Source organism: Moritella sp. JT01, assembly GCF_001574435.1.
Lineage (GTDB): Bacteria > Pseudomonadota > Gammaproteobacteria > Enterobacterales > Moritellaceae > Moritella.
Window position 1 is genome coordinate 74,370 of sequence record NZ_LOCN01000009.1, and the last position, 13,377, is coordinate 87,746.

10 protein-coding genes are annotated in these 13,377 nt (G+C 41.7%); all 10 read left to right on the plus strand.

Translation table 11 applies throughout. From position 1 onward, the window contains the following. The first annotated feature begins 16 nt into the window (after positions 1 to 16). The 10 genes from bamA (at position 17) to tilS (ending at position 13,321) form a co-directional block, all read left to right on the plus strand. Positions 17 to 2,467 (plus strand): outer membrane protein assembly factor BamA, encoded by a 2,451-nt coding sequence (gene bamA, locus AKG98_RS10695; RefSeq protein WP_067045521.1) that lies wholly within the window; start codon positions 17 to 19, stop codon positions 2,465 to 2,467. Positions 2,468 to 2,543: 76 nt separating this feature from the next. Next, positions 2,544 to 3,041, plus strand: coding sequence for an OmpH family outer membrane protein (locus AKG98_RS10700; protein WP_067045525.1), 498 nt, complete (start codon positions 2,544 to 2,546; stop codon positions 3,039 to 3,041). Between the two features lie 68 nt (positions 3,042 to 3,109). After that, positions 3,110 to 4,120, plus strand: coding sequence for a UDP-3-O-(3-hydroxymyristoyl)glucosamine N-acyltransferase (lpxD, locus tag AKG98_RS10705; protein ID WP_067045528.1), 1,011 nt, complete (start codon positions 3,110 to 3,112; stop codon positions 4,118 to 4,120). A gap of 40 nt (positions 4,121 to 4,160) precedes the next feature. Next, positions 4,161 to 4,616: a 3-hydroxyacyl-ACP dehydratase FabZ gene (gene fabZ / locus AKG98_RS10710; RefSeq protein ID WP_067045531.1), complete on the plus strand. Its 456-nt coding sequence runs from the start codon at positions 4,161 to 4,163 to the stop codon at positions 4,614 to 4,616. Next, on the plus strand, positions 4,616 to 5,386 hold the full coding sequence (lpxA, locus tag AKG98_RS10715) for an acyl-ACP--UDP-N-acetylglucosamine O-acyltransferase (RefSeq protein ID WP_067045533.1): 771 nt from the start codon (positions 4,616 to 4,618) through the stop codon (positions 5,384 to 5,386). The genes fabZ and lpxA overlap by 1 nt, the downstream gene beginning before the upstream one ends. 25 nt (positions 5,387 to 5,411) lie before the next feature. Continuing rightward, entirely contained in the window at positions 5,412 to 6,590 is a 1,179-nt protein-coding gene (lpxB, locus tag AKG98_RS10720; protein WP_067045536.1) for a lipid-A-disaccharide synthase, read from the plus strand. A 1-nt stretch (position 6,591) separates the two neighbouring features. Then, the gene (rnhB, locus tag AKG98_RS10725; RefSeq protein WP_067045539.1) at positions 6,592 to 7,191 is read left to right on the plus strand and encodes a ribonuclease HII; all 600 of its coding nucleotides are present in this window, start codon (positions 6,592 to 6,594) and stop codon (positions 7,189 to 7,191) included. A gap of 82 nt (positions 7,192 to 7,273) precedes the next feature. After that, positions 7,274 to 10,753 carry a DNA polymerase III subunit alpha gene (gene dnaE / locus AKG98_RS10730; protein ID WP_067045541.1) on the plus strand — a complete coding sequence of 1,160 codons (3,480 nt, stop codon included), beginning with the start codon at positions 7,274 to 7,276 and terminating at the stop codon, positions 10,751 to 10,753. A 66-nt stretch (positions 10,754 to 10,819) separates the two neighbouring features. Next, complete coding sequence (accA, locus tag AKG98_RS10735; protein ID WP_067045544.1) at positions 10,820 to 11,770, plus strand: acetyl-CoA carboxylase carboxyl transferase subunit alpha; 951 nt, start codon at positions 10,820 to 10,822, stop codon at positions 11,768 to 11,770. A gap of 201 nt (positions 11,771 to 11,971) precedes the next feature. Next, a complete protein-coding gene (tilS, locus tag AKG98_RS10740) occupies positions 11,972 to 13,321 on the plus strand; it encodes a tRNA lysidine(34) synthetase TilS (RefSeq protein ID WP_228140273.1) in 1,350 nt (449 codons plus the stop codon). The last annotated feature ends 56 nt before the right edge of the window (positions 13,322 to 13,377 follow it).

The following is a 13,377-nucleotide window of genomic DNA, read 5'->3' on the forward strand; positions in this document are numbered from 1 at the left end:
GGATTATTTAATCAGAATGATAATTAATAAATATTTAGCTGGCGTACTATTTTCAAGTGCTTGCTTATTTACAAGTACGACAGCGATAGCCGCTGCTGGTAGCTTCATTGTTAAAGATATTCAAGTCGAAGGCTTACAGCGCGTGACATTAGGTGCTGCATTGTTGAATATTCCATTACGTGAAGGGGATAGTATTAGTCCTAGTGATACGGCTCTCGCGGTGAAAAAATTATATGCATCAGGTAATTTTGATGATATCGAATTGTACCGCGACGGTTCAACGCTTGTTTTTAAAGTCACTGAATTACCCACGATCAGTAGTATTGAGTTTGTTGGTAATGAAGCCATTCCAGAAGAGCAGTTAAAAGAAAGTCTTAGTTCATCTGGTATTCGTGTCGGTGAGCCTATCGATCGTACTATTATTCGTTCAGTAGAGCAGGGACTACAAGAATTTTATTATGGTGCTGGTCGTTACAGTGCGAAAATTAATACCATTCTTACCCCGTTACCACGTAACCGTATTGATATTAAATTCAGTTTTGTTGAAGGCAAGTCAGCAGAAATTAAACAGCTTAATATCTTAGGTAATACAGTCTACTCAACGGCAGAGCTAAAAAATCTGTTTGAGCTGAGTGATCACACGCCGTGGTGGAACGTTATGGCTGACCAGCAGTATCAAAAACAACTGCTGGCGGGTGATTTAGAGAAACTGCGTAGTCACTATGTGGATAATGGTTATATTCGTTTTAAGACGGAATCAACGCAAGTATCCATGACACCGGACAAGCAAGGTATTTATATCACCCTTAAAGTGAATGAAGGTGAGCAATATAAACTCGGTAATATCAGTTTAACAGGTAATTTACTCGATAAAGAAGAAGAATTACGCGGTTTATTAGCGCTTGATTCTGGCGAGCTATACAGTGGTGCAAGTGTCACTGCCACGGAAGAAAGTTTAAGTCGTTATTTAAGCCGTTTTGGTTACGCTTATCCAAAAGTATCAACTTACCCAGAAATCAATGATGAAGACCATACGGTTAATCTAACGATTGCCGTTGAACCGGGTCCTCGTATCTATGTGCGTCGTATTAACTTTGCGGGTAACGATGTAACTAAAGATGAAGTACTACGTCGTGAAATGCGTCAGATGGAAGGTACTTGGTTATCTAATCGTTTAATTGACCGCTCTAAAACCCGTCTAAATCAGCTTGGTTTCTTCGAAACCGTAAACACCAATACGGTACGTGTACCAGGTGAAATGGATGTGGTTGATGTTAATGTGCAAGTGAAAGAACAGGCTGCCGGTTCATTTACCGCTGCTATTGGGTATGGTAATGAATCGGGCGTAAGTTTAAATTTGGGTATTCAACAGGATAACTTCTTTGGTACGGGTAACAAGGCCGGTATTAGTGTTAGTACTAATGACTACTCGAAAAAGGCGAGCTTAAGCTATACCGACCCTTACTTCACTGTTGATGGCGTGAGTTTTGGTGGTAAAATTTACGTTAGCGATTTTGAAGCAAAAAAAGCGGATATTGTTGATTATAACAACCGTACCTATGGTATCTCTGGCACCTTAGGTTTCCCGGTTAATGAAAATAATACCTTAAGCTTTAGTTTAGGTTATGAGTGGAATAAGATCTCGCAAACAACGTCTTATGCACAAACTGATATTTTCTGGGACATTTATAAAGATGAAATTGATCAGGATGGTAGCTTTGTGGTATTCCAAGGTTTTGATGTGTCAGCGTCTTGGCGTCGTCGCACCTTAAACCGCGGTGTATTTGCGACATCGGGGTCGGAGCAAAAAGCTAACTTTACAATGACTGTGCCAGGTTCGGATGTACAGTATTTTAAAATGAGTTTTGATAACAAATATTATGTACCGCTATCAACAAACCACCGCTGGTCAGTATTAATGCGTGGTCGTGTTGCTTACGGTAATGGTTATGGTCAGACATCAAATGGCGATGATCATGTGTTACCATTTTATCAAAACTATTATGCAGGTGGCTTCTATTCTGTACGTGGCTTTAACAGTAATACAATCAGTCCAAAAGGCCTACAGAACTCTAGCGCACCCGGTAGTGGTAATTCAGGTTATGTAGCAACAGACTCTTCTATTGGTGGTAATGCATTAGCAACCGCGAGTGCGGAACTGATTTTCCCTACGCCATTCTTAAGTGAAGAATATGCCAACTTAGTACGTACAACGGTATTTGTTGATGCCGGTTCGGTATGGGATACTGAATTTGATGCATCAGTATATGAATCGCAGACTTGTCTTGGCGGTTGTAAATACTATGGTGACTATTCAGACCCAATGCGATTGCGTGCTTCTGCTGGCGTCAGCTTGCAGTGGTTATCACCAATGGGCCCGTTAGTATTTTCATTAGCAACACCACTGAAAAAATATGACGGTGATAGAACTGAAGTATTTACCTTTAATATTGGTACTACTTTCTAAGTTAACTTATATTGATTAAATGCGTACTTTCAGTACTGAAAGTACGCTTTAAGTCGAAACTTCACTAGGAACTAAAATGAAAAAATTTATTAAAGCAACGGCATTGGCACTGGCTCTAGGTGCATCATTTACTGCAAGTGCAGCAGGTTATGCTGTTGTTGATGCAGGTAAGATCCTACAACAATTACCACAACGTGAAGCGATTGGTAAACGTTTAAACGAAGAGTTCCAAACGCGTGCTGTCGAACTGAATAAATTACAAAAAGAGTTAGTATCATTAAATGAAAAGCGTCAACGTGATGCGGCATTAATGACCGTACAAGAGCAAACGAAACTGGTCCGTAAGTTAGAAGAATTAGATGCGCAACTGAAATTAAAAGGTAGAGCGTTTAAAGAAGATCAACAGCGTCGTGGCCAAGAAGAAAATAACAAATTGTTAGTATTATTACAAAATGCAATTGAGACTGTGTCTAAGCGTGATGGTTATGATCTTGTGGTCACCAAACAAGCTGCGCTATTTGTCGATCCAAAACTAGATATCTCTGACAAAATAATTCAAGAATTAAGCAAGTAACTATATTTAACTGCACAAAAAATGTAGTAAAATAGTATAAGAATTTTATAGATATAGAAAGGTTTCACATGGCAATGACGTTACAACAAATAGCAACTGCAATTCAAGCTGAACTACACGGCGATGGCAGCATCGAGATTAATGCAATTAATTCGATGCAAAATGCACAGTCAGGTAGTATCACGTTTTTAAGTGATAGCAAATACAGCGCTCAATTAGCTACTGTTGCGGCGTCCGCTGTGATTCTTAAACCGGATGATCTTGCCGCGTGTAATACCAACGCATTAGTAATGAAAAATCCGTATGTTGGTTTTGCATTAGCTGCGCAGTTACTTGATACCACTCCTGCGCCAGCAACAGATATTGCCCCGAGTGCGGTGATTGCTGATGATGTGGTATTAGGTGACAATGTCGCTATTGGTGCTAACGCGGTTATTGAAACAGGCGTATCACTCGCGGATAACGTGATAATTGGTGCGGGCTGTTTTATTGGTAAAAATACCCGAATTGGTCAGAGCACTAAATTGTGGGCAAATGTTACTATTTATCATGACATCGAAATTGGCAGTGATTGCTTGCTCCAAAGTGGCGCTGTGATTGGTGCCGATGGTTTCGGTTATGCCAATGATGCTGGTAAGTGGATTAAGATCCCACAATTGGGTCGAGTTATTATTGGTAACCGTGTTGAGATCGGTGCGTGTACAACGATTGATCGTGGCGCGTTAGATAATACCATTATTGCCGATGGCGTGATTTTAGATAATCAATGTCAAGTCGGTCATAATGTTGAAATAGGTGAAAATACGGCTATCTCGGGCGGTACTCTGTTAGCAGGAAGCTTAAAACTAGGTAAACAATGCATGATTGGTGGTGGTAGTGTTATCAATGGTCATATGGAAATAACCGATAATGTTAATATCACAGGTATGTCGATGGTAATGCGTCCGATTGATAAAGCGGGTCTTTATTCATCAGGCATTCCAGCACAAGCCAATCGTGAATGGCGTCGTCAAACTGCCCGTGTAATGAAAATTGATGATATGCACAAACGCTTATCTAAATTAGAAAAATCAAGTTAGAAAAACGGAATAAAGCTTTCGTTGTGACAGGAATAAAATTTTGAGTGAACAACTAAATAGAATTGAAATACAAGAAATCATGGAATTACTGCCACATAGGTACCCATTTTTACTTGTTGATAGAGTACTCGATTTCGAAGCGGGTAAATCGTTACATGCAGTTAAAAATGTATCGGTAAATGAACCACAATTTACGGGGCATTTCCCAAAACAACCTATTTTCCCTGGTGTATTAATTTTAGAAGCATTAGCGCAAGCATCTGGTCTTCTTGGTTATAAGTCATCTGGGGGGCCTAGCGATAATGAACTATATTATTTCGCTGGTATTGATAAGGCGCGTTTTCGTAAGCCTGTAATACCGGGTGATGTATTACATCTGCATATTGAATTAATTAAAGAACGCCGTGGTATCGGTCGCTTTACTGCAATTGCAAAAGTTGATGGCAAAGTAGTTTGTGACGCAGAGATCATGTGCGCAAGACGAGAGGCGAAATAGTGATCCATAAAACAGTTATTGTGCATGAAAGCGCAAAAATTGGTAACAATGTAAAAATTGGTCCTTGGACTACCATTGGCGAAAACGTTGAGATTGGTGATGATTGTGTGATCGCTTCTCATGTTGTTATCAATGGACCTTGTAAAATTGGTAAAGGCAATCGCTTTTTCCAATTTGGTTCAATTGGTGAACAATGCCAAGATCTTAAATACGCAGGTGAAAACACGCGTCTTGAGATCGGTGATAATAACGTGTTCCGTGAAGGAGTTACCATTCACCGTGGAACAGTACAAGACCAAGGTTTAACCAAAATTGGTAGCAATAGCTTGTTTATGGTGAATGTGCATGTTGCGCATGATGTGATCATCGGTGATAACTGTATTTTTGCTAACAACGCGACATTAGCCGGTCACGTACACATTGGTGACTTTGTGATCTTTGGTGGTCATGCTGCGATCCACCAATTTGGTAAAGTGGGTTCTCATGCCTTTGTTGCCGGTGGCTCGGTTATCATTAAAGATATTCCACCGTATGTAATGGCATCGGGTCATCACGCTAAGCCTTTTGGTATCAATTCTGAAGGCCTTAAGCGCCGTGGTTTTGATGCTGACGCGATTAAAGCGGTTAAGCATGCTTACCGTGTATTATACCGTCAAGGCAATACCCTTGCTGAAGCATTAACGGCATTAGAAGCAAATGCAAAGGAACAATCGAGCGTTGCTTTATTTACAGAATTTTTAAAAACCAATGAACGTGGTATTATTCGTTAATCGTATTCTTTATAGATAGCTTACAATGACAACGAAACCATTACGTATTGGTATTATCGCCGGAGAAGTCTCCGGCGATATTTTAGCTGCCGCCCTGATCAAAGAAATTAAATCTCGTCATCCTGATGCCATTTTCGAGGGTATTGCTGGACCTCGCATGCAAGCGCTCGGTTTTAACACCTTATTCGAAATGGAAGAGTTATCTGTATTTGGTCTTGTTGAAGTACTTGGTCGTCTCCCTCGGCTGTTTAAAGTTAAGCGAGAAATACTTGCCCATTTTAAACAAAATCCGCCCGATATCTTTATTGGTGTTGATGCGCCCGATTTTAATATTCCCATCGAATTAAAATTAAAAGCGAACGGTATAAAAACCGTACATTATGTCAGTCCTTCAGTTTGGGCATGGCGTCAAAAACGCGTTTTCAAAATTAAAAAAGCCGTGGATATGGTGCTCGCCTTTCTGCCATTTGAAAAAGCATTTTATGATGAATATGATGTACCTTGCCGTTTTATTGGGCATACCATGGCCGATTCCATTCCATTGGAAGGTGCAGATAAACAGGCTGCTATTGCCCAATTAAAACTCGATCCTAAGCAACGTTACGTGGCTATTTTACCTGGTAGTCGTGCGGGCGAGGTCGGGTTGCTGTCAGCAAGCTTTTTAGAAACTGCGGTGTTATTAAAACAGCGATTCAGTGATCTAGAGTTCGTTGTGCCAATGGTGAATGAGCAGCGTAAAGAACAGTTTTTAGCGATTAAGCAAGAAATAGCACCTGAACTTGAGGTTATCGTGCTCGATGGCCATGCGCGTGAAGCAATGACTGTTGCGGATGCCGTATTATTGGCATCAGGCACTGCTGCGCTCGAAACCATGTTGATGAAGCGTGCGATGGTGGTTGGTTATCGTGTTAAGCCGATAACGTATAAGATCATGGTGCGCTTGATGAAAGCACCGTTTGTGTCATTACCAAACTTGTTAGCAAACAAAGAAATTGTCGCCGAGCGTTTACAAGATGACTGTCAACCCGAGATATTGGCTGACGAAATGGCCAAACTATTAGAAACAGACAATGCTAAACTGATTGCACACTTTACCGAGCTACATAAACAGATCCGTTGTGGTGCGGATAAACAAGCCGCGGATGCCGTGCTTGAATTGATTAATGATAAAAATAGTTCAACGCTAGAAAAGACAGGTGAATAATATGTATGATGAAGTAATTTACCCTAAGGGGAAACTTGTTGCTGGTGTTGACGAAGTAGGTCGTGGCCCATTAGTTGGTGATGTTGTCACCGCTGCAGTGATATTAGATCCTAACAATCCTATTGTGGGGCTAACCGATTCAAAAAAATTAAGTGATAAGAAGCGCCAATTGCTCTTTCCTGAGATTAAAGAAAAAGCATTAGCGTGGAGTATTGGTCGTTGCAGCCCAAGTGAAATTGATGAACTCAATATCTTACAAGCAACGATGGTCGCAATGCAGCGAGCGGTTGCTGGACTTGCTCTGCAACCAGAACATGTATTTATTGATGGTAACCGTTGCCCTGCATTACCGATGACTGCAGAAGCCATTGTGAAAGGCGATTTGCGCGTGGCAGAAATAAGTGCAGCGTCGATCTTGGCAAAAGTAGTACGTGATGCTGAAATGGATGAATTGCATGAACGTTACCCTGAATATGGTTTTGCGCAACATAAGGGTTATCCAACCAAAGCGCACATGGAAAAGTTAGCGGAACTTGGACCAACAGAAGAATACCGTAAAAGTTTTAAGCCTGTGCAACGTGCGTTAGGTTTATTAAAATAAAGTCTGGTGGCTTCGCGCCACTTTACCGTTATTGTTTTTAATTTTATTTTTATCTACTCTCAATTAGCAGAAAGTCTTAATTATGGCAGAACCTCGTTTTATTCACTTGCATTTACACTCTGAATTCTCGATGGTGGATAGCTTAGTACGTATGAAACGTCTAGCGCCCCGTTTACAAGAACTCAATATGCCGGCGATCGCATTAACCGATCAAACCAATATGTGTGCATTGGTCAAATTCTATGGTGCGATGCAAAAGGCAGGGGTTAAACCCATTCTTGGTGCTGACTTTTGGGTACAAAGTGAAGAATACCCAGATGAGCAATTTAAGCTAACCGTCTTAGCCAAAGATAATAAAGGTTATAACAACATCACGGTGTTGATCTCTAAAGCTTACAGCCGTGGTCATGTTGATGGTCGAGCGATTATTGATAAAGCTTGGTTAGCTGAGCATGCCGAAGGCGTCATCTTATTATCTGGCGCGCGTAATGGTGATATAGGTAAAGCCCTATTAAAAGGGAATGATGTACTTGCACAGCAGTGTTTACAGTTTTATCAAACCCATTTTCCCGATAGTTATTATCTTGAATTGATCCGTACCGGACGTCAGGATGAAGAAGCCTATCTGCACATGGCTGTTGATTTTGCCACCAAGCATCAGTTACCTGTTGTTGCCACCAATGATGTGGTGTTCTTACATACAGATGAATTTGATGCTCATGAAATTAGGGTGTCGATTCATGATGGTTATACGTTAGAAGATAAACGTCGCCCTAGGCTATACAGTAAAGAACAATACTTACGCAGTGAAGATGAAATGTGTGAGTTATTTGCTGATATTCCTGAAGCATTAGCCAACTCGGTTGAAATTGCTAAGCGCTGTAATGCGACAGTACGCTTAGGTGAATACTTTCTGCCTAACTTTCCAACCGGTGAACTGTCGACAGCAGATTTCTTAGTTAAAGTATCTGAAAATGGGCTAGTTGAACGTCTTGATTTCTTATTCCCCGATCCAGAAGAGCGTGAGCGTCAACGTCCGGCGTATGAAGATCGCCTCGAGATTGAATTAAAAGTAATTAACGACATGGGTTTCCCAGGTTACTTCCTGATCGTAATGGAGTTCATCCAGTGGAGTAAGGATAACAATATTCCAGTTGGACCTGGTCGAGGGTCCGGTGCTGGTTCATTAGTGGCTTATGCACTGAAGATTACCGATCTTGATCCACTTGAATACGAATTACTGTTTGAACGTTTCTTGAATCCCGAACGTGTCTCGATGCCCGATTTCGATGTCGATTTCTGTATGGATCGTCGTGATGAGGTGATTGATCACGTTGCCGAATTGTATGGCCGCGATGCAGTAAGTCAGATCATCACTTTTGGTACGATGGCGGCAAAGGCGGTTATTCGTGACGTTGGTCGTGTACTGGGTCATCCGTTTGGTTTTGTTGATCGTATTTCTAAGCTGATCCCCGGGGATCCGGGCATGACCTTAGCCAAAGCGTGGGATGTTGAACCGCGTTTGGATGAGATGTATCAAGGTGATGAAGAAGTACGTGCACTGGTCGATATGGCGCGTATTTTGGAAGGTGTCACGCGTAACGCCGGTAAACATGCCGGTGGTGTTGTTATCTCACCTACCGTGATCACTGATTTTGCACCACTGTATTGTGATGATTCAGGTAATAACCCGGTTACCCAGTTTGATAAGAATGACGTGGAAGAAGCCGGGCTGGTTAAATTCGATTTCTTGGGCCTACGAACCTTAACCATTATTCAGTGGGCACTGGATATGGCGAATCCGCATCTCGTGAAGCAAGGTAAAAAAGAAATCCGTATTGAGTCGATTGATATTACCGATCAACGATGTTTTGACTTATTACAGCGCTCAGAAACGACGGCGGTATTCCAGTTAGAATCACGTGGTATGAAGGATCTGATCCGTCGTCTAAAACCCGATAGCTTTGAAGATATGATCGCACTGGTGGCCTTGTTCCGTCCTGGTCCATTGCAATCAGGCATGGTAGATAACTTTATTGACCGTAAACATGGTCGAGAAGAAGTATCTTACCCTGATGCCCAGTATCAACATGAATCGTTGAAAGAGATTCTTGATCCGACTTACGGCATTATCTTGTATCAAGAACAAGTCATGCAGATTGCCCAAGTCTTATCTGGTTATACCCTCGGTGGCGCCGACATGTTACGTCGTGCCATGGGTAAGAAAAAACCAGAAGAGATGGAAAAACAGCGTGGTACTTTCAAAGAAGGTGCGATAAATAATGGTGTCGACGGTGACCTGTCGATGAAGATCTTCGATCTGGTAGAAAAATTCGCGGGTTACGGTTTCAATAAATCGCATTCTGCGGCTTATGCATTAGTATCGTATCAAACGCTGTGGATGAAGACCCATTACCCTTCTTATTTCATGGCGGCTGTAATGTCAGCTGATATGGATAATACCGAGAAAGTGGTGACCTTAGTCGATGAAGTCGAACGCATGGGACTAACGTTGTTACCGCCTGATGTGAACAAAGGTTTATTCAAGTTTAATGTCGATGAAGACAAGACCATTATTTATGGTATTGGTGCAATTAAAGGCGTGGGTGAAGGCCCTATTGATGCCATTATTGCGGCCCGTGAAAGTGGTGGTGAGTTTTCCGATCTATTTGATTTCTGTAATCGTGTTGATTTGAAAAAGATCAATAAACGTATTATGGAAAAGCTGATTTACGCCGGAGCATTAGATAAATTAGGTCCTCATCGTGCCGCCTTGCATGCTACATTACCTGAAGCAATGAAAGCGGCAGCACAGCATGCAATGGCTGAATTACATGGTCAAAGCGACTTGTTTGGTATTTTAACCACTGAACCAGCAGAAATTGAAAGCAAGTTTGCTGATGTACCAGAGTGGCCGGATAAAGTGTGGTTAGAAGGAGAGCGAGAAACGCTAGGTCTTTACCTTACTGGTCATCCAATTAATCAGTACATTAAAGAAGTTAAGCGTTATTCGAGTAATCGATTGAAAGATGTAAAACCGACCGAACGTGGCAAAGTCGTTACCGCGGTTGGTTTAGTTATTTCTGCACAAGTTAAAGTGACGAAAAAAGGTACCCGCATGGGGATCTTAGAGATTGATGATAAAAGTGGCCGCCTAAGTGTGATGTTCTTCTCAGAAGCGTTTGAACGTTATGAGGAATATATAGCTAAAGATCGCATTTTAGTGATTACTGGAGAGGTCAGCTTTGACGATTTCAATGGTGGGTATAAGATGACCGCCAGAGAAGTTATGGATATTGAAGCTGCGCGAGAGCGTTATGCGCGTGGCCTCACATTGCAGTTAAATGCAGAAAAAATGAATGATACGTTTATGCGTAAGTTTATGGACACACTTGAACCTTATCGTGCGGGTACTTGTCCCATAAATATAGTTTATCAACGCGCCGACGCGAGGGCTAAATTAACTTTAGGTGTCGAATGGCGAGTATCGCCCACAGATGAGCTTTTATATGGATTAGAGCTGATGTTAGGGTCGGGAAATGTTGATCTTGAATTTGATTAGTGCTGACGTTATAAGATTGTCGTCATTAGCCATTAGTAATAATATTAGATAAGGAAGCAGCGCCTCATGGCCATAAATTTTTTAGATTTTGAACAGCCGATTGCAGAATTGCAGGCTCAAATCGATGAATTAAAACTTGTGACTAACAATACTGATGATGTTGATCTACAAGATGAAATCTTTCGTTTAGAAAAGAAGAATGCAGAACTAACAACAAAAATATTCAGTAATTTGAAACCTTGGGATGTCGCTAAGATGGCTCGTCATCCACAGCGTCCTTACACTCTTGATTATATCGAGCATGTATTTACCGATTTTGATGAACTTGCTGGTGATCGCGCGTTTGCTGATGATAAAGCAATTGTTGGTGGTACGGCCCGTTTAGATGGTATGCCGGTAATGATCATTGGCCAGCAAAAAGGCCGTGATACCAAGGAAAAATTAAAACGCAACTTTGGTATGCCGCGTCCAGAAGGTTACCGTAAAGCGTTACGTTTAATGAAAATGGCAGAAAAATTCAAGATGCCTATCATTACCTTTATTGATACCCCTGGTGCTTACCCTGGTGTTGGCGCTGAAGAACGTGGTCAAAGTGAAGCGATTGCACGTAATTTAAAAGAAATGGCTGAGCTTACAGTTCCGGTTGTTTGTACTGTGATTGGTGAAGGTGGTTCGGGTGGTGCATTAGCGATTGGTGTTGGTGATCGTGTGAACATGCTGCAATACAGTACTTATTCGGTGATCTCTCCTGAAGGTTGTGCGTCAATCTTATGGAAGTCAGCTGATAAAGCACCTTTAGCTGCTGAAGCAATGGGTATCACTGCAGAGCGACTTAAGAGCTTAGATTTGATTAATACCGTTATCTCAGAACCACTCGGTGGCGCACATAGAGATATGGCTTTAATGGCTGCTAACTTGAAAGAGTGTATTAAAGCGGATCTTGCTGAGCTTACACCGCTTGGGCATGAGACATTGTTAGAACAACGTTATGAGCGTCTAATGTCATTTGGCATGTAAGCGGCTATAACGATACATTGTTATAACGATATAAAATAATATTGATTAAACCGCTGATGCTTTGTTAGCGGTTTTTTTATATCTACAACTTTTCGGTATATACTGTGCTGGTCTATTCTAACTGTGATGATAACTGTGGTTACTAACGTCGATCTCTTCTCAACATTTCAGCACTCGTTACAATCGTTAACGACAAAACCTATGCAGACAGTACCTATGCAAATAGTACTTGCCTATAGCGGTGGTCTTGATTCTCATGTGTTATTACATCTACTTGCCCGTTATCAGCAGTTATATCCTCAGCATGATTACCTTGCAGTACATGTTCATCATGGTTTAAGTGACAATGCGGATGCTTGGTTAACGCATTGTCAGCAAACTGCTGCGGCGTTAGGTATTAACTTTATCGCTGAAAAGGTCGTGCTTAATGTTGGCAGTCGAGAAAGTTTAGAAGCACAAGCGCGCACCGCCCGTTATCAAGCGATAGCAAAACATCTCAATAATGGATCATTATTATTACTTGGACAGCATCTTGATGATCAGCTTGAAACATTTTTGTTGCAGCTTAAGCGTGGTGCAGGTGTCAAGGGGTTGTCAGCGATGGCTGCGCAGATGCCTTTTTTATTACAAGAAAATTGCCAAATAGTCCGTCCTTTACTGACTCATCCGCAACAAATGTTGGTAGATTATGCCAGCCAAGCACAATTATCTTGGATCGAAGATGAAAGCAATAATGACCAGAGCTTTGATCGTAACTTCTTACGACATCAAATTATTCCCAGCTTAAAACTGCGTTGGCCGGGTATCGCGCATGCTGTCCACCGCAGCGCTGAACTCTGTGCCGAGCAACAAGCGTTGGCGGATGAAATTGCGCAAATGGATCTGGTTACTTGTGAACATACTTTAGCTGGGTTAAAAATTGTTGAATTAGATAAGTTATCAAAAATTCGCCGTAACAATGTCATTCGATTTTGGCTTGCTGGTCAACAGTTACCGATGCCAAGCCGCCACCATTTAGATAAAGTATGGTTAGAAGTAGTGAATGCCGCTGATGATGCTAATCCACAATTGAGCTGGCAGGCGGGTGAGTTTCGTCGTTATCAAGGAGTCCTTTATAATCAGCAGAAATACGCAGCGCTAAAAGACGTAGTGATAGGGCTTGGACATACTAAATCTCAACGTATTGTGTTACCTGACAATATCGGCGTCTTGCATTTACAAGACACGATACAAGATACTATACAAGACAAGAGTGGCGTTGATATCGGTAATGTAATTGATGAAGATGCCAGCACGATTTGTTTGAAAGCTCCACTCGCACATGAAAAGGTAACCATTCGTTTCCGCGGTGAGGGTAAGTGTCATCCTGTTGGACGTAGTGGCTCGCGTAGTATTAAAAAGTTATATCAAGAATATCAGGTAGCACCTTGGCTACGCGATCGTATCCCATTAATCTATTATGGCGAAGAACTGGTGTGTGCGGTCGGGCTTTGGGTGTGTAAGGGCTACGAAGCGCAAGAAGGCTTATATTGGCATGTCACTCGCGAGTGATAGCGTGTAATGACAGTACATTATGAGATCGGAATCGTCGCATTTGAGCGCGTCAA

Excerpts from the sequence above, each read along its gene's own strand:
- tilS (WP_228140273.1), top strand. The coding sequence starts at position 11,972 with ATGCAGACAGTACCTATGCAAATAGTACTTGCCTATAGCGGTGGTCTT.
- lpxD (WP_067045528.1), top strand. The coding sequence starts at position 3,110 with ATGGCAATGACGTTACAACAAATAGCAACTGCAATTCAAGCTGAACTA.
- lpxB (WP_067045536.1), top strand. The coding sequence starts at position 5,412 with ATGACAACGAAACCATTACGTATTGGTATTATCGCCGGAGAAGTCTCC.
- bamA (WP_067045521.1), top strand. The coding sequence starts at position 17 with ATGATAATTAATAAATATTTAGCTGGCGTACTATTTTCAAGTGCTTGC.
- dnaE (WP_067045541.1), top strand. The coding sequence starts at position 7,274 with ATGGCAGAACCTCGTTTTATTCACTTGCATTTACACTCTGAATTCTCG.
- rnhB (WP_067045539.1), top strand. The coding sequence starts at position 6,592 with ATGTATGATGAAGTAATTTACCCTAAGGGGAAACTTGTTGCTGGTGTT.
- AKG98_RS10700 (WP_067045525.1), top strand. The coding sequence starts at position 2,544 with ATGAAAAAATTTATTAAAGCAACGGCATTGGCACTGGCTCTAGGTGCA.
- accA (WP_067045544.1), top strand. The coding sequence starts at position 10,820 with ATGGCCATAAATTTTTTAGATTTTGAACAGCCGATTGCAGAATTGCAG.